Source organism: Pseudomonas lini (assembly GCF_030812475.1).
In the GTDB taxonomy this organism is placed as follows: domain Bacteria; phylum Pseudomonadota; class Gammaproteobacteria; order Pseudomonadales; family Pseudomonadaceae; genus Aquipseudomonas; species Aquipseudomonas lini_A.
Map to the genome: position 1 here is coordinate 289,154 of NZ_JAUSSR010000002.1, position 15,954 is coordinate 305,107.

15 protein-coding genes and 1 pseudogene are annotated in these 15,954 nt (G+C 55.4%); 9 read left to right on the plus strand and 7 right to left on the minus strand.

What is annotated here, in order from left to right; all coding sequences use genetic code 11:
• Positions 1-36 precede the first annotated feature (36 nt).
• Positions 37-201, plus strand: a complete 165-nt coding sequence (locus J2W17_RS05150) for a hypothetical protein (protein ID WP_307330225.1) — start codon at positions 37-39, stop codon at positions 199-201.
• Positions 202-396: 195 nt separating this feature from the next.
• On the opposite strand, the gene J2W17_RS05155 is transcribed toward J2W17_RS05150, so the two are convergent.
• A complete protein-coding gene (locus J2W17_RS05155; RefSeq protein WP_307330230.1) occupies positions 397-1,503 on the minus strand; it encodes an NADH:flavin oxidoreductase in 1,107 nt (368 codons plus the stop codon).
• Between the two features lie 122 nt (positions 1,504-1,625).
• Between J2W17_RS05155 and J2W17_RS05160 the strand changes: the two genes are divergently transcribed.
• The 3 genes and pseudogenes from J2W17_RS05160 (at position 1,626) to J2W17_RS05170 (ending at position 4,591) form a co-directional block, all read left to right on the plus strand.
• The gene (locus J2W17_RS05160) at positions 1,626-2,507 is read left to right on the plus strand and encodes a LysR family transcriptional regulator (RefSeq protein WP_307330233.1); all 882 of its coding nucleotides are present in this window, start codon (positions 1,626-1,628) and stop codon (positions 2,505-2,507) included.
• 17 nt (positions 2,508-2,524) lie between these two features.
• Positions 2,525-3,605, plus strand: a pseudogene (locus tag J2W17_RS05165) (IS1182 family transposase); the annotation flags it as partial.
• A 626-nt stretch (positions 3,606-4,231) separates the two neighbouring features.
• Positions 4,232-4,591 (plus strand): DUF6124 family protein, encoded by a 360-nt coding sequence (locus J2W17_RS05170; RefSeq protein ID WP_307330235.1) that lies wholly within the window; start codon positions 4,232-4,234, stop codon positions 4,589-4,591.
• A gap of 124 nt (positions 4,592-4,715) precedes the next feature.
• Here the strand turns inward: J2W17_RS05170 and J2W17_RS05175 are convergent, their stop codons facing one another.
• The gene (locus J2W17_RS05175; protein ID WP_307331007.1) at positions 4,716-4,868 is read right to left on the minus strand and encodes a hypothetical protein; all 153 of its coding nucleotides are present in this window, start codon (positions 4,866-4,868) and stop codon (positions 4,716-4,718) included.
• Between J2W17_RS05175 and J2W17_RS31250 the strand changes: the two genes are divergently transcribed.
• From J2W17_RS31250 to J2W17_RS05185, 3 genes are all read left to right on the plus strand, one after another.
• The gene (locus J2W17_RS31250; RefSeq protein WP_444965457.1) at positions 4,839-5,003 is read left to right on the plus strand and encodes a hypothetical protein; all 165 of its coding nucleotides are present in this window, start codon (positions 4,839-4,841) and stop codon (positions 5,001-5,003) included. The two genes, J2W17_RS05175 and J2W17_RS31250, sit on opposite strands and share 30 nt — an antisense overlap.
• A gap of 98 nt (positions 5,004-5,101) precedes the next feature.
• Positions 5,102-5,593 carry a (R)-mandelonitrile lyase gene (locus J2W17_RS05180; RefSeq protein ID WP_307330238.1) on the plus strand — a complete coding sequence of 164 codons (492 nt, stop codon included), beginning with the start codon at positions 5,102-5,104 and terminating at the stop codon, positions 5,591-5,593.
• The gene (locus J2W17_RS05185; RefSeq protein WP_373459959.1) at positions 5,590-6,378 is read left to right on the plus strand and encodes a carboxymuconolactone decarboxylase family protein; all 789 of its coding nucleotides are present in this window, start codon (positions 5,590-5,592) and stop codon (positions 6,376-6,378) included. Before J2W17_RS05180 ends, J2W17_RS05185 begins: the two co-directional genes overlap by 4 nt.
• On the opposite strand, the gene J2W17_RS05190 is transcribed toward J2W17_RS05185, so the two are convergent.
• The 5 genes from J2W17_RS05190 to J2W17_RS05210 all read right to left on the minus strand — a co-directional run bounded on the left by J2W17_RS05190 (position 6,375) and on the right by J2W17_RS05210 (position 12,939).
• Positions 6,375-7,298 (minus strand): LysR family transcriptional regulator, encoded by a 924-nt coding sequence (locus J2W17_RS05190; RefSeq protein WP_307330242.1) that lies wholly within the window; start codon positions 7,296-7,298, stop codon positions 6,375-6,377. The genes J2W17_RS05185 and J2W17_RS05190 overlap by 4 nt on opposite strands.
• Before the next feature lie 38 nt (positions 7,299-7,336).
• The gene (gene paoC / locus J2W17_RS05195; RefSeq protein WP_307330246.1) at positions 7,337-9,547 is read right to left on the minus strand and encodes an aldehyde oxidoreductase molybdenum-binding subunit PaoC; all 2,211 of its coding nucleotides are present in this window, start codon (positions 9,545-9,547) and stop codon (positions 7,337-7,339) included.
• Positions 9,548-9,599: 52 nt separating this feature from the next.
• On the minus strand, positions 9,600-10,550 hold the full coding sequence (locus tag J2W17_RS05200; protein WP_307330250.1) for an FAD binding domain-containing protein: 951 nt from the start codon (positions 10,548-10,550) through the stop codon (positions 9,600-9,602).
• Entirely contained in the window at positions 10,547-11,209 is a 663-nt protein-coding gene (gene paoA / locus J2W17_RS05205; protein ID WP_307330253.1) for an aldehyde dehydrogenase iron-sulfur subunit PaoA, read from the minus strand. The genes J2W17_RS05200 and paoA overlap by 4 nt, the downstream gene beginning before the upstream one ends.
• 362 nt (positions 11,210-11,571) lie before the next feature.
• Positions 11,572-12,939, minus strand: a complete 1,368-nt coding sequence (locus J2W17_RS05210) for an OprD family porin (protein ID WP_307330256.1) — start codon at positions 12,937-12,939, stop codon at positions 11,572-11,574.
• Between the two features lie 414 nt (positions 12,940-13,353).
• Between J2W17_RS05210 and J2W17_RS05215 the strand changes: the two genes are divergently transcribed.
• On the plus strand, positions 13,354-14,310 hold the full coding sequence (locus tag J2W17_RS05215) for an AraC family transcriptional regulator (RefSeq protein ID WP_307330260.1): 957 nt from the start codon (positions 13,354-13,356) through the stop codon (positions 14,308-14,310).
• A 199-nt stretch (positions 14,311-14,509) separates the two neighbouring features.
• The gene (locus tag J2W17_RS05220; protein ID WP_307330263.1) at positions 14,510-15,841 is read left to right on the plus strand and encodes an MFS transporter; all 1,332 of its coding nucleotides are present in this window, start codon (positions 14,510-14,512) and stop codon (positions 15,839-15,841) included.
• Positions 15,842-15,954 lie beyond the last annotated feature (113 nt).

A 15,954-nucleotide genomic window follows, 5' to 3' on the forward strand; every position in this document is an offset into this window, starting at 1 on the left:
AATCCGCTGCATCGTTTCCACAGGATTGCGCTGCCGATGCATCGCATGCTGGAGTCCACCATAGCTGATGCACTGCACTTGGTGAATGCCATGCTTGATGGTGAGAACACCGTCTATCCGGGCTTCAAGACTCGCTTCGAAATTGAGGGTGTGTCTGGTGAGGAGGAAGAGGATGCAGAGTCTACTGCTGAGCCCGTATAGGCGCCGAGACATCCGCCGTTTGCTCAGACGCTACGATGAAACCACCTACTTGAATGCCTTGAGGAAGCGTGGTTCACCGCTCCTCAAGAACCTCGATTTAGGTTGACTGACTTCCTCAGGGCGTGAAGCGGTCGTTGGCCTAGGCTGATCGTAAACACAAATCGATAGTGTCCGCTCGACGCTTTCCAGTTGGTGTCACGCCAACGTTAATTCACTGTCTTTGATATTCGCAATCGGCCCCAGGATCGAAGCGTCGAATTCGTCTAGGGCGGCGTGGGTTGCCAGGCGGCAGGGAAGATCGGGGTTGGCCAGAGCTGCCTTGCCCAGCGCGATCATGTCGGCGCCGACTCGTAACACCTGCTCAGCGCGTTGCGATACATCCAGACCACCATTGGCGATGATCGCCACCTGCGGCGCATACCGGCGGGCCAGCTCAACCAGGCTTGCATTTCCATCTACGAACGCCGGTTTCCAAGCCTCAAGCTCCGTCACATGGATGAAGTCTACGCCGGCGTCCTTGAGCGAGCCAAAGATGACCTCGGCGGCTGCTTCGCCTTCAGGCCATTTATGTTCGTAGTCATTCACCTTGCTCTGGGAAATGCGTACACCGACGGGAGCAAGCGTGCCGATAGCGGCTCTGACTGCCTTGATGACTTCCAGTATTAGAGTGATCCGTCCTGCGACATTACCGCCCCAGCGGTCGTCTCTCTGATTGGTGTAATCGGTCAGGAATTGATCAAGCAGATAGCCGTTCGCCCCATGGATTTCAACACCGTCGAAGCCAGCGGCACGCGTTGCCAGCACCGCCGCTTGTGCAAATCCCGCGATGGCATCGGCGATGTCCTCATCACTCATCGCTTGGGGAAGCGGATACTGTCCCTCACCGTAGTAGAGCTTCATCTGCGTTCCTTTCGGTCGGACGGACGAGGGTGCAGCGGTAGCAGTTTGAAAGCGGTTGCCCTGGTTCAGCGCTCCAGCGTGCATGAGTTGTGCGAATACCGCGCCATGGTGGGCATGAACAAGATCGGTCACACCACGCCAGGCCTGGGCCTGCTCGACATCGCTGAGCCCCGGTTGGAAGGGGTAACCTTGAGCATACCTCTGATCGCTGTACAGCCCTTCGGTAATCACCAGACCAAATCCGCCTTTGGCGAATCGCTCGTAGTAACGCGCCATCTCAGCGGTAGCCCGGCCCGCCTCGGTAGCACTGACACGCGTCATGGGTGCTACGGCAAGACGATTTCTCAATCTGAGGCGGCCAATATCATACTGAGTTAAAATCTGCTGATTGTAGTCAATCATGTGGTCTGCCCTCATTTATCCAAGATGCTGTTAGATAGCGATATAGAGGACAATAAACTTGGCTTGAACCGCTGAGAAGCCAGCAAAAACGATAAGCCGCTTTATCAAAATTGGATGTAATGATGCAGATTCCAGATGTGGAAGTGTTCAGCGCCATTGCCGAAAGCGACAGTCTTTCGGCAGCCGCTCGACGACTCGGCCTGTCCCCCATGACAGTATCTCGCAGGCTGGCATCGCTTGAGGGTGAGCTAGGTGTTCGGCTGTTTCATCGAACAACTCGCTCCGTGTCACTGACAGCCGAAGGCGAAACATTTCTCCCCTTTGCAACGACGCTATTGGAAGCCAGTGAGGGGGCGAAGATCAGTTTGAAATGCAATGCCGGAGCTGCCAGCGGTGTCTTGAAGGTAACTGCCCCCACAGTGTTCGGACAGGCAGTGATCATGCCGCTGATTCCCGCCCTCTTGGCAGAACACCCGGCGCTGCGGGTTGATCTGACATTATCAGACAGCATTGTGGATATTGTCGGTCTTGGGATCGATGTCGCGGTTCGCATCGCAACCCCGCGAGACTCAGCTTTAATCGCGCGCCCCCTAGCACCGAACCCTAGAGTGCTGTGCGCCAGTCCGATGTATCTGGAGCGTCACGGCATACCCGCTACGATGGACGCACTATTAAGCCACCGCCGCATAGCTTTGCATGGGATGCCTTTCTGGCCATTCATGCGTGACGGTGAAGCGGTTTCCATGCGGGCAGAGGGCGTTTTTTCGGCCAACAGTGTCGAGGCGGTGCGCACGGCGAGTAGGCAAGGCTTGGGGATGGCGATGCTCACGTACTGGGACATCCGTGATGATCTGGCTGCTGGAAGCCTTTGCTTAGTTGAATTGGAGGATGTTGACCCCGAACAACTTTTCATCACCGCAATATTGCCCACTCGTCAGCACGTGCCGCATAGAGTAGGAATGTTCCTTCAGCGCTTGGAAGCGGTGCTCAATCCCCGCGACTAATGCTCCGTGAATGACCGAGTCGGAGACTGGAACGAGAAGCCCAACGTAACGTCGAACTGATGTGGCTAACCGGGCGTTTGCTGCCGGATTTCAAGACCATCGCCAGCTTTCGAAGAGACAACAGCAAGGGTATCCGGGGCGTCTGCCGCCAGTTCGTTGTGCTCTGTCAGCAGTTGGGATTATTCGGAGAGAATCTGGTCGCCATCGACGGCAGCAAGTTCAAGGCAGTCAACAACCGCGACCGCAATTTCACCAGTGCCAAACTGAAGCGGCGCATGGACGAAATTGAATCGAGCATCAGCCGTTACCTGACCGCGCTCGATGCTGCCGATCGGCAAGAACCCACATCCTCTGAGCCCAAAGCAGTACGGCTGGAAGAGAAAATCGCCAAGATGAAAATGCAAATGAAGGAGCTTCAAGCGATTGAAATCCAGCTCAACGAATCGCTGGATAATCAGGTCTCACTGACCGATCCAAACGCCCGCTCCATGATGACGCGCGGCACGGGAATCGTCGGCTACAACGTGCAGACAGCGGTCGATACCCAGCTTCATTTGATCGTTGCGCATGAGGTGACCTACGTCGGTTCCGACCGCGATCAACTCAGCTCGATGGCCAAGCAGGCCCGCGAGGCGATGGCGTCAAAAAAACTCTGTCGGTAGCGGCTGACCGAGGTTACTTCAAACCGAAGAAATCCTGGCTTGTCACGATGCAGGCATCACCGCCTACGTGCCCAAGCCGATGACCTCTGGAGCCAAAGCAGACGGGCGTTTCAATAACGATGCCTTTATCTATGACGCGGCAAAAAACGAATACGTTTGCCCGGCTGGAGAGGCGCTAATCTGGCGCTATACCAACATTGAAAAAGGCTTGACGTTGCACCGTTGCTGGAGTTCGAAATGCCGGGGCTGCGCAATGAAACCGCAGTGCACGCAACGGCGGGTTCGACGCTGGGAGCATGCAGCAATATTTGAGGAAATGCAGAACCGGTTGAGCAATGCCCCGGAGATGATGAGGATCCGAAAACGGACGGTTGAGCATCCCTTCGGGACGCTCCAGCAATGGTTGGGCGCGACACACTTCCTGACCCGAAAGCTCGTGGGGACTCGATCCGTAGCTTTCACATCGTAGAGACCGAACGAAAGCGTAAGTGGGGTGAAGGCTTGCGCTGATGTCGGCATTTCGCTCGTAAATAAATGCTGAAGACACTAGCTGCGGCTGTGCCGGCCCCATCGCGAGCAAGCTTGCTCCTGCGGATTCGTGGAGGTCGCAGAATGGGTGACCGACTTAAGAACCTGTGGGAGCGGGCTTGCCCGCGAAAGCGTCGGCACAAACAACATCAATGCATCAGGCTGCAAGCCTTTAAACATCTCCAGGCAGTATGTGTTTAAGCACTGTCAGCCTTACGTCTCGAAAGCTACAACACCTTGCGCCGTTGCCTACGCTTACGCCAGAATCCGCTGGCTTGTGCGCTTGCGACTCCCTCGGTAACTTGATTGCCGTCACTGCCCATCAGTGATCGGGTTTAGCAGTCCGTTGATGTCAAGACGCACGACGTCCCTATCAGTCAGGTATCCCATGCCTGTATTTGATGGTGGCTGTGCGCAGGGCGCTTCGGCGCGCCGATTTCTTGGCTCATCGGTCTGCTAACCTGCGCACAGCTGCCTCCCTAATTCGTTTAGCAGCGAACGGGTTGTAGCCTCAGTCCTATGAGGATAGAGCCAATGTTCAAAGTAACGCCAAACCCGCCAGACACCAATCCGGCATCTCCGCACGAACCCAATTCAATAAAGCTCAACGAAGCCGCCGAACACGCCCTCGACTTCCACGCCCCCTCGACAGCCGACATCAAGGCCACACCGCGCACAGTCAGCACCCTGTTTACCGTCGACCCGCAGGCCACGAGCGAAAGCTTGATGGTGTATCTGGTGGAAACCCTGGCCTCGGTGGATGTGATGGTCCATCAGTTGGTGGATCACCTGGACGGCGGATCACGCCATGCCCTGCTGGGCATCTCCAACAGCGTGATGCTTGCCGAGATCACCGCGAACCGAGTGCTGGACCAGATCGACCCACCTGAATAACCGCTCAAGCACAAAACCTGTGTGAGCGAGCTTGCTCCGGGGGCGATCCGACGATGGTCTCAAATGCGGCGTATACCCAGGGAATACGCGTCATCGTTTACGTTTTTCGCAAGCAAGCTCGCTTCTACTTATTGGCCACCTGATCGACTTTTTGCATGCGGTTGGTGTCCATCAGCGCCATGCGACTGCCGCCACTGATCATTGGCACGATGGAAATCGAGCCGACGTCAGTGCGCGTCCACAACGTGTGGGTGTCGTTCGTGCCTTTGACGTACACACGGGAAAGCTCGTTTGGGCGTGGGATTTGGGCAACCCAGCCATCACTCGTGAACCACCTGATGACCAGAGTTATACAGCCGGAACGCCCAATGTCTGGTCGACCCCGGCTTTCGACTTGCTTAGGCATTGTTGAGTCACGCTCATCGGTGCATAAACCGAAAAGCCGGTAGTTGAATGCAGGGGCATGCCTTAGGTTGTTCGCACAGGTATTCGTCCCACAAGGAGCTACAGATGCGTCCGATCGCACTCTCATCTGCATTCGCTTTATTGTTAACTGTCGCGTTCAACGCCAGCGCTACCGATGACCTTAATGAGCGACCCATGATCGTCGTCAGAAATGGTGAGCAGGCATCAATCATCGGTGCGCCTGCAAATTTCGTGGGCAATGCGCGAATTGATCCTCTGTTTCCAGCACGGGCGCCGTCCAGGGTTTCGGCGGGTTACGTGACCTTTCAACCAGGGGCGCGATCAATGTGGCATACCCATCCGCTAGGACAGACCTTGGTGGTCACGTCAGGTACTGGATGGGTTCAGCAACAGGGCGCTGATAAGCAGCTGATCAAGCCGGGCGATGTGATATGGACGCCCCCCGGCGTCAAGCATTGGCACGGAGCAACGAGTACGACCGGCATGACCCACATGGCTATTCAAGAGTCACTGGACGGCAAAAATGTCGAATGGCTTGAGCCTGTCACCGAAGCCCAATATGGCGCCTCACGATGAGCATTCGCAAATTTGCAGTAGCGGGTTTAGCGATATTTTTAACCGCTTGCGCCTCCCCACAGGAGGCGAACACCAAGGAGATCTCTCACATGCCAACGTCAGTCGATACTCGCGCCGTTTCACCCGTCATGGCGCACAACACCGACTCCTTACTCCTCGGCGAAGTATGGAAACGCCCAGAGTTGTCGCCGCGAGACCGAAGTTTGGCTACTGTCGCTGTACTGATCGCGCGAGGCCAGACAGCGGAGATGGCCGCTCATTTTGAGCTGGCGCTGAACCATGGCGTGACTCCATTGGAGCTGTCCGAAGCAATCAACCATCTCGCGTTTTATTCGGGCTGGGGTAATGCCGCTGGCGCAGTCCCGATCACCAAGGAAGTGTTCAACAGGCACGGTATAACCTCTGATCAGCTGGCTCCGGTGACACCCGTGCTCCTACCCATTGATCAAGCCGCAGAGAATGCACGCGTAGCGAATGTCGACAAATCCGTGGGCCCGGTTTCACCCGGGCTAGTACAGTACACCACCAGCGCGTTATTCAATGACCTCTGGTTGCGGCCGGGGCTAGCGCCCAGAGACCGTAGTCTGATCACTGTCACCACGCTGGTAGCAAATGGTCAGTCCGCTCAGATCGGCTATCACCTCAATCGTGCGATGGACAATGGCCTTACGCAGACCGAGGCTTCAGAACTTTTGACGCACCTGGCTTTCTATGCGGGCTGGCCTAACGCATTTTCGGCGGTGCCGGTGTTTAGCGATGTCTTCACTAAGCGGCAGGAGCGCTAACGCCGCCAGGGGAGTGCGCCCATGGATTCCAGTTCGCGGATCAAATCAATGAGCAGCCTAAGGCCTACGGGAACCTGTCTGAAGCTTGAGTAATAGATGTGAAAACCTGGGTCGTAATGCGTCCAGTCTTCAAGCACTCGTTGTAACGAGCCTTCCGCGATCTGTCGTTCGATAACTGACGCCGGAACATACATCAGCCCGGCGCCGCGCATTGCCAGCGCTACACCGACCCGCGTTTCATCGATAGTAATGGCACCGGGCGCGTCAATCTCCATCTGCTGGCCATTCTTCGAGAATTGCCAGTGATAGAGGCGCGCATTACCCAAGCGAATGCGCAAGCACCGGTGATGTTGTAGATCTTCTGGATGCTTTGGTGTTCCAAATCGCTCAAGGTAACCAGGCGCTGCCACTACTGCCCATGCCACATCGGGAGATAGCCGCTGAGCGATCATGTCTTCGGGTACAGTCCCACCAAAACGAATGCCCGCATCATGACCGTCGCCGATGATGTCGACCATTTTATTGGTCACGGTGATGTCGACCTCGATGTCCGGATAGCGATCGATAAAAACCGGAAGAACGGGCCCTAGCAGCAGTTTTGCACCATCGCTCAAGACGTTTAGACGGATACGCCCGGCGGGCTCGTCGCGCAGCCGGTTCAGTGTCTCCAGCGCTTGTCCGATATCGTTGACCGGGGAGCTGATCAGTCCCTGCAACTCCTCGCCTGCGGCCGTAAGCGTCACACTTCGGGTGGTGCGATTGAGCAGTCGAACTCCAAGGCGCGACTCGAGTCCTTTTATGGCATGGCTCAGCGCTGACGCACTGATCCCCACCTCCAGACCAGCCTTTCTGAAGCTTTGATGCCGAGCGATGGCGAGGAAGTAAACAATATCTGCCAAATTCGTGCGGCTGAGCTGCATTGATAACTCCGAAGCTAAGTCAGTCCAGGGGGGTAGGGTCAACCCGTAGCGGGCAAATGGTCAATGAGCTTATCGAGCGTAATGGGATAATCGCGAACCCTTATGCCGGTAGCGTTATAAACAGCGTTGGCAATCGCCGCGGCTGCTCCGGAAATACCGAGCTCACCGACACCTTTAGCTTTCAGGGGGGGCGCGCAGGGATCTACTTCTTCCAGGAAAATAACCTCCTGATGAGGAATGTCGGCATGCACCGGTACTTCGTAGCCAGCCAGATCGTGATTGACAAAGAATCCCAAACGATGGTCCACGACCATCTCTTCCATAAGCGCGGCACCTGCGCCCATGGTCATTCCCCCGATTATTTGACTGCGCGCTGTTTTGGGGTTGAGTATCCTGCCAGCAGCGCACACCGCCAACTGACGGCGAATGCGAATCTCCCCGGTGGCAGCGTTTACTCCAACTTCGACGAAGTGAGCGCCAAAGGTCTGCTGGGCATACTGCTTCGCCAGGTCGCCGAACTCCATGGTGTCTTCGGCCAGAATGTCGCCGTCCATCGTCGCCTGTGCCAGTGGCAAGGTTTTTAAACCCTCGCGAACGTGGCCACCGATAAACTCGGCTTTTGTTGGATCAAGGCCCACCTTGTTGGCGACGGCCTCCCTGAGCTTGACACAGGCCGCATATACCCCGGCCGTTGATGAGGCTGCTCCCCACTGACCACCTGACCCTGAAGACTCCGGGAACCATGAATCCCCCAGATGGACTTTCACGCTGTCCATGTCCACACCCATCATCTCTGCAGCCGTCTGGGCAATGATGGTGTAAGAACCCGTGCCAATGTCTGTCATGTCGGTCTCGACCGTTACCATGCCTTTACGATCAAGTCGGACGCGAGCAGCGGATTTTGTGGTGGGAGCGCCCCGGATGGCGCAAGCCATGCCGATGCCGATCCACCAGCCGTCATGCAGCTCTTTAGCTGGATGGGCATTACGTCGAGCCCAGCCGAAATGATCGGCTCCCGTATTCAGACACTCCACTAACTGACGCTGAGAGAACGGACGATCAGGCTGTTCCGGGTCAACCTGAGTGTCGTTGATCACGCGAAACTTTACCGGATCCATGTCCAGTTTCTCGGCCATTTCGTCCATGGCAATTTCCAGCGCCATCATCCCAGGCGCTTCACCGGGCGCTCGCATGGCGCTGCCTTCGGCAAGGTCGAGTTCAGCAAGGTACAAGCGGGTCATACGGTTCGCCCCCGCATACAACGTTCGGGTCGATGCAGTCGCTGCTTCAGTACGACCGCCGCGCAGATTGCCCGACCAACTCTCGTGCCCAATGGCAGTGAGTGTTCCGTCTGGATTTGCACCAAGTCGTATTCTTTGGATCGTCGCAGGTCGGTGGGTCAGATTGTTAAACATGAGCGGGCGGGGCAGCGCTACTTTTACGGGGCGCCCGGCCGCTCGAGCCGCAAGAGACGCCAACACGGCGTCGCAGAGGATGGTGCCTTTTCCACCAAAGCCGCCGCCAATGTAAGGGGAGATCAAATGAATGTCATGTTTGCGGATTCCCAGTGTTTTGGCCAGGTCTCTGACGCCCCAATTCATCTGCTGGATCGACGTCCAAAGCGTCAGTTTGTCTCCCTGCCACTGGGCGATGGTGGCGTGTGGTTCCATCATCGCGTGAGCATGATCCGGGGTGGTGTATTGGCCGTCGAGTGTGAACGCAGCTTTTTTGAAGGCACCTTCGAAGTCACCGGTCGCGGTGTGGGGGGGAGGGCCGAACGCGCCGGGCGCGGGTGTCGTGGCTGAGTCTCGCTGTGCTGCCAGGTCGTAAGCTCCAGGCTCCCTGACGTAGTAGACTCGAAGCAATGCCGAAGCTGCCCTGGCTTGTTCGAACGTCTCAGCCACGACGATTGCTACCGCCTGGTGGTAGTGATCAACCTGAGGGCCGGCAAGTGCGCGATCAACGTAAAATTCGCCCCTGTCCAGTTGACCTGCATTCTGATGGGTGACAATTGCGATAACGCCGCTGGCCTGGCGTGCTTCGCTCAAGTCAATGGAGGAAATCCTGCCTTTGGCGATTGACGAACCTACTACGTAACCATAAGCGGGGTAACTGGCAGCGACCTGTTGTTCGTACGCATAGGTCGCCGTGCCGGTTGTCTTCAGTTTGCCTTCAACCCGATCCTTGGGTTGGCCAATCACATTCATTTGATCGATTGGATTAGTGCTCGCAGGCGTATCGAACTTCATAGGGTTTACTCCTGGTCAATCGGCCGCAATTGCACAGCGCGAGTGATTTCGCTTAGGAAGAAGCGTTGGAAAGAGCAAGACCTATGGCCCGCTCTGCGAGTTTGATCTTGAAGGCGTTTTGCGCCGTGGGATGAGCGTCAGCGAGCAAATGCATTGTTATGGCATTCGCGCCGTCAGGAAGATAAACCTCGGCTTCTTCACTTCGCCAAGGTTTGTAAGCCACGCCGCCAAGAGCGACCTGACCCGTTTGATCTGGCTGTACAATCGCTGCGACGGAAACTAGCGCAAACGCGTAGGAGGCGCGGTCGCGAACCTTGTAGTAGATATGCTTGCCGCCTACAGGTTTAGGCAAGATCACAGCAGTAATCAGTTCGGCGGTATCGAGGGTGTTTTCAATATGCGGCGTATCACCGGGAGCCCTGTAAAGATCATTCAACGGTATCGTTCTGACCTGGCCGTTTGAGTGCAGGGTTTCTACCATCGCGCCCAATGCTCGCATCGCCACGGCCATATCGCTGGGATGGCTGGCAATACAAGCGTTGCTGCCACCAACGATCGCGTGCTGGCGACTGGCGCCACCGATTGCAGCGCAGCCAGCACCGGGTCGCCGCTTGTTGCAAGGCTGATTGGTATCGTAAAAGTAAGCGCACCGGGTGCGTTGCAATAGATTGCCTGCGGTCGTGGCTTTGTTGCGCAGTTGACCTGACGCTCCCGCAAGTAGCGCCCTGGAAAGTACCGCGTAATCTCGACGAACCTGAGGCGCAGCCGCCAAGTCGGTATTACGCACCAAGGCGCCAATTCTCAGCCCTCCGTCTTCGGTCATGGTGATTTTGTCGAACTCCAGTCCGTTCACATCGATCAGGTGCTGGGGTGTCTCTATTTCCAGCTTCATCAGATCGAGCAGGTTGGTACCCCCGGCAATGAATCGGGCGCCCGGAGTACTGGCCGCTGCGTTAACCGCCTTTTGGGCAGACGTCACCCGTTCGTAAGTGAAGGACTTCATGCCTGACCTCCAGCAATTTCGCGAATCGCATCAACGATGTTGGAGTACGCGCCACAACGGCAGATGTTGCCACTCATGCGCTCCCGAATCTCGGCGTCGGTGACGGCGCTCGTGGCAATCAGATCGCTGCTCACGTGGCTGGGCACGCCGGCCTTCAATTCCTCAAGCATCGCGACTGCCGAGCAGATCTGCCCCGGCGTGCAGTAACCACACTGATAGCCGTCATGCTTGATGAACGCCGCTTGCAGCGGGTGCAGGTTGTCTGGCGTACCAAGCCCTTCAATGGTGGTGATGCTGTCGCCCTCGTGCATGACTGCCAGCGTGAGGCAGGCGTTGATTCGCCGACCCTCGACAATCACCGTACAAGCCCCGCACTGGCCGTGGTCACAGCCTTTCTTGGTGCCCGTCAAATGCAGCCTTTCTCGAAGGACGTCCAGGAGAGTGATGCGGTTGTCGACATCCAAGGCATAGCGCCGCCCGTTAAGAATGAACGCCACATGACTGCTTGAGGGCGGATCTGCAGCTGTTTCCATACGGGTTACCGCTTGTACATCATCAGCTTTGGCAAATACGGCGGTGACTGCAGATCCTGCGGTACCGATCAGTACTTGTCGCCGGGATAGTCTGAATCCGTCTTCGGAAGGTTTTCGAGGGTTCATCAACGTCTCCATTCGCAAGTGTGGGTAGCTGGAACCGGAAGCTCTTTAAGTGAGGCGCGAAACAAGGGCGCGGTATTTGCAAAAATGTTCATTGTGGGAGCCTATGGCAACAGGCTCCGGGTGATAACTGGCGTTTGCAGGATGCAATCGTGAGCCGGGCTCAGTAATGCGCGGTGAGTTCCGGGAGAACGCTGTGCAATGGACTGATAACGACCCACTCGATGATCGTGTCCAGGGTGCTTATCGAAGCCGAGCCGGACTATTCCAGGCCATCACTAAATCCTGTTAAAGGTAGCAATGACACATCTGGAACAGGAGGCGTCGGCAAGGATGGAATGAGATGAAAACGAAAAATAGTGCCTTTAGAACAAGTCACGAGTGTAGGTGATATACACCCGATTTTCGTCAATGTCGCGCTGATTGGGAACAGTGCTGCGTAGCGTTGCATTTCGCAGTGACACACTTAAACCTTTAAGCACAGGCGCCTGGAACGCGTAGTTGAAGTGGATATTTCGTTCCCATTCATGTTGATCACCCTTATCGGTTTTAACGTTGTCCCCTCGCTGATAGGTCATCAGGGTGGTGAGCCCGGGGATTCCGACACCCACGAAGTTGAAGCCGTATTGAGCTACCCAAGTATCCTCGCCAGCACGCTGGAAGCGGGCACCGGTTTGTCTGTCTGTAATCAGGTAGGTCGCTGATCCGTCACCTTGATTGACGAAAGGAAAGTCACTGGAGCCGCTAAGCGTCTGATAACCAAGTCCGACAGAGTGAGGTCCCACCGTGTAGGTGAACATCCCGGCCAGCGCTCGATTATCGACTTCGCCGTTATTGTGATAACCGCTACTGCGGTATCCCTCTTGTCGTCCGGCCAGGCTACCATTGCGGCCATCCGGGCTGCTGTCGAAGAAACGAAGGTCGCTCTTCAGATTCCCGACTGGCAAAGGGAGGTTATGGACCATTCCCAGGAAATGTTGCTGGTAAAAATCTTCGAGGCCGCCGTAGTAGTACTGGAGCAGCAGGTGTGGGCTGAGTTTATAGTCGATACCCGCGAAGTAGAATTTGTTGCTGCGTTTGCCTGATGCGCCGCCTGCGCCCGAAATCGCCAGGTTCTCATTGTTGGATGAGGTGCGGCTTTTGACCTTTTCGACTTTGCCGCCGGTGAGGGTAATGTTGTCAAAATCCTGTGATGTGATTTGCAGCCCTTCAAAGGTTTCTGGCAATAACCGACCATCATTGATGACCAGGATGGGCATTTTTGGCCGAAGCGTACCGAATTTGGCTTCCGTCTTGCCCACACGTACTTTGGCGGTCAGGCCGAGGCTGCTGAAGTCATTCACTGCGCGACCATCATTGTCGGTAGGGAAGACAAAGCCGGCCTGATTTATACCATTGGGGTTGTAGTGCGTACCTTTGCCGGAATCCAGGCGGATACCGAGCATGCCCAATGCATCCAGACCAAAACCCACCGGTCCCTGACTGAAGCCGGAAGTATAATTAAGGATAAAACCCTGGCCCCATTCTTCCTGTTTTGAAGGAGCCGCCGTGCCGCTGCGATAATCCTGATTAAAGTAATAGTTGCGCAACTCCAGAGTCGCTTTGGAATCCTCGATAAATCCGGCAGCGGACGCGGCTAAGGGAAGTCCACAGGAAAGTGCCAGGAGACCTATCAAACTCAATGAGTAGCATTGCTCCGAACTGATACCGGAGTGCGTGTGTTTTGATTTCATGTTCTTTCCGCCAAAACTTTATTTTTATTGGGGTGCGGGAGTGAAAATTGATATTTGCTCAAGTCAAATGAACAGGCAGGTGGCGTGTGCGGTATCTCCAGTTCTTATACTTGTTCGTGGAACTGAAATTAAGCCTGGTGCCGGAGGGGCAGTATCCAGTTTTTGCAGATCGTTATCCTTTTTCTCCACATTTGCGTAGCGTTCGGCCGGGACCAGCGCAGTAGGGTGTATAAGGCATTCCTTCCCGGTGAAGGTCGGGGGAAGGGACGCAGCCGTTGGGCGGTTTGTGCCACCGGGTAGCGCAATGATGCTTGACGACCTTGCGCAGGAGGTGGAATTTCATGAAGACGGTGTCCTGAGTAGTGCCGTGTGGCGGCATCATCGGCACCAGGCCGACAAATAGAGTACTGAGTAATGGAACAGCTACTTTCTAATCAACAAAGCGCAGTGTTCAATCTGGCCGACCCTTATGCGGTTTCAAGCTATGTCAACGAACACTTGGGCACCCACAGTATTCATCTCTCCCGATCGCAGGCGTTTGTATCGAACCTCTTGCACCGCAAGTTCGCCGACTTTGATTTATGTCGTATCAGTTATGGCTCCGATGTGCGGGTTACATCGCCCGCTCTGGAAACGTTTTATCACTTGCAGATTCTGTTGCGAGGTCATTGCCTGTGGCGCAACTACAAGCAGGAGCACTACTTGAGCGCCGGGGAAATGCTGATTATCAATCCTGATGATCGCGTCGACCTGACGAGTTCTGCGGACTGCGAAAAATTCATCCTGAAAATCCCTTCAGCGGTGATGGAAGCGATTTGTCGCGATCAGCGCTGGCAGACGCCCAGTCAAGGTCTGCGGTTTGTCGAATCACGCTATCGGATGAGCGAGCTCGGGGGGTTTTTTGACCTCTTGCGCATGGTATGCGCTGAGGCGGAGTCCGCTGAGCAAATGCCCCGGATTCAGGAAAACTACATGCAGATCGTCGCGACCAAACTGCTGATGCTGATGCGCACGAATTTGACTCGCCCGGAGTTGAATTCATCCCTGGCTACGTTCGAACAGATAGCCGACTACATAAAGCAAAACCTCAAGGAAGACATAGACGGTGACGACCTGGCCCGTCGGGCGCACATGAGTGCTCGATCGCTCTATGGCCTGTTTCAACGCACGGTGGGGCTTACTCCCAACCGTTATATCCGGCAGAAGAAGCTGGAGCGCGTACATGCCTGCCTTAGTGACGCGACGTGCGGATATCGTAACGTCACAGAACTCGCGATGGATTTCGGCTTCCTTCACTTGGGTCGGTTTTCCGAGATTTACCGCAAACAGTTTGGCGAGTTACCGACTGACACCCTAAAGCGTCGCCAGTAAACAGGCCCGGCTGGGTGGCCCTGATACTGTCGGCGCTTACTACATCTGGTTTTCATCTCAAGATGCCTATCTGTAAAAAACGGATAAAGGACTGCGATCAGCGGATATAGGCTGACAACGCGCAGCCCTAGGATTGTGTTGCCTGAAAAAAACAGGGTGACTGTCAGATCCCTTACAACTACAAAAAGAGTTGATCGCCATGCGAAAAATCGACATCAATGAGGTCATCGACCACGCGCGCTTCAACGCCTTTCATTGGCGGGTACTGTTCTGGTGTGCGTTGATCATCATCTTCGACGGCTACGATCTTGTGATCTACGGCGTTGTACTCCCGGCGTTAATGAAAGACTGGGGACTGACACCGCTGCAAGCCGGCGCGCTGGGTAGCTATGCGTTGTTCGGAGCCATGTTGGGAGCTATCATTTTCGGCTCGCTCTCCGATCGTTTCGGACGCAAATGGATCATTGCCATCTGCGTGATTTTGTTCAGCGGGTTCACGCTGCTTAATGGCCTGGCACGGGACACCACTGAGTTTGGTCTATGCCGTTTTCTGGCGGGGCTGGGGATCGGTGGTGTGATGCCCAATGTTGTCGCATTGATGAGTGAATACGCACCGAAGAAAATTCGCGGCACGCTGGTTGCGATCATGTTCAGCGGGTATTCCGTGGGCGGGATACTGTCCTCCGGATTAGGCATGGTGTTGTTACCGAGTTTCGGCTGGCAGTCAGTGTTTTATGTGGCGGTTATCCCTTTGATCCTGTTACCGATGATTATGCGCTATCTGCCGGAGTCGGTTGGTTTCATGATTCGACAAGGCCACGAAGCGAAAGCCAAAGAGGTCTTGCATCGGGTCGAGCCCGCATTTGTATCTTTGCCGGGTGATGAATTTGTCGTGCCTGTTCTGAAGGCACCAGGCGCGCCGGTCGTTCAGTTGTTCCGAGAGGGACGGGCCATTGGCACGGTGATGCTGTGCCTGGTGTTCTTCTGCTGCCTGCTAATGATTTATGCGCTTAACTCGTGGTTGCCAAAACTGATGATCACCGCCGGTTATGGCCTCGGATCGAGTCTCAGCTTTTTGTTGCTAATGAACGTCGGCGCTATTTTTGGTGCCGTCGGTGGCGGATGGATTGGCGATCGCCTGGGCTTGCGCAGGGTTCTGATCGTATTTTTTCTACTGGCCGCTGCATCGATTAGCCTGCTGGGCTTTAACAGCCCGACTGCAATTTTGTATGCGCTGATTTTTGTTGCAGGTGCCACCACTATTGGCACTCAAATCCTGGCTTACTCCTGCGTCGCGGAATTTTTTCCGATGGGCATTCGCACCACCGGATTGGGTTGGATTTCCGGACTCGGGCGCAGCGGAGCCATCAGTGGTCCAATTCTCGGTGGCGTGCTTGTTAATATCCAGTTGCCCCTCCACTTGAACTTCATCGTATTCGCCATACCGGGCTGCGTGGCCGCATTGGCCATGTGTTTCGTGCGTCATCGGAAAGTCGAATTCAAAGCACAAGGCTCGACTCAACCAGTTTGAACCCGATTAAGCGCCGCACGCTAATTACATTGCTGTAACCGGTGACACCCCAACTCCATTGACTGACGTTTGTGCAATGGCGGGAGCAGTGTTGCCGGTAGGTGGCCGGATCA

Excerpts from the sequence above, each read along its gene's own strand:
- J2W17_RS05150 (WP_307330225.1), top strand. The coding sequence starts at position 37 with ATGCATCGCATGCTGGAGTCCACCATAGCTGATGCACTGCACTTGGTG.
- J2W17_RS05170 (WP_307330235.1), top strand. The coding sequence starts at position 4,232 with ATGTTCAAAGTAACGCCAAACCCGCCAGACACCAATCCGGCATCTCCG.
- J2W17_RS05155 (WP_307330230.1), bottom strand. The coding sequence starts at position 1,503 with ATGATTGACTACAATCAGCAGATTTTAACTCAGTATGATATTGGCCGC.
- J2W17_RS05220 (WP_307330263.1), top strand. The coding sequence starts at position 14,510 with ATGCGAAAAATCGACATCAATGAGGTCATCGACCACGCGCGCTTCAAC.
- J2W17_RS05190 (WP_307330242.1), bottom strand. The coding sequence starts at position 7,298 with ATGCAGCTCAGCCGCACGAATTTGGCAGATATTGTTTACTTCCTCGCC.
- J2W17_RS05185 (WP_373459959.1), top strand. The coding sequence starts at position 5,590 with ATGAGCATTCGCAAATTTGCAGTAGCGGGTTTAGCGATATTTTTAACC.
- J2W17_RS05215 (WP_307330260.1), top strand. The coding sequence starts at position 13,354 with ATGGAACAGCTACTTTCTAATCAACAAAGCGCAGTGTTCAATCTGGCC.
- J2W17_RS05160 (WP_307330233.1), top strand. The coding sequence starts at position 1,626 with ATGCAGATTCCAGATGTGGAAGTGTTCAGCGCCATTGCCGAAAGCGAC.
- J2W17_RS05180 (WP_307330238.1), top strand. The coding sequence starts at position 5,102 with ATGCGTCCGATCGCACTCTCATCTGCATTCGCTTTATTGTTAACTGTC.
- paoC (WP_307330246.1), bottom strand. The coding sequence starts at position 9,547 with ATGAAGTTCGATACGCCTGCGAGCACTAATCCAATCGATCAAATGAAT.
- paoA (WP_307330253.1), bottom strand. The coding sequence starts at position 11,209 with ATGAACCCTCGAAAACCTTCCGAAGACGGATTCAGACTATCCCGGCGA.
- J2W17_RS05200 (WP_307330250.1), bottom strand. The coding sequence starts at position 10,550 with ATGAAGTCCTTCACTTACGAACGGGTGACGTCTGCCCAAAAGGCGGTT.
- J2W17_RS05210 (WP_307330256.1), bottom strand. The coding sequence starts at position 12,939 with ATGAAATCAAAACACACGCACTCCGGTATCAGTTCGGAGCAATGCTAC.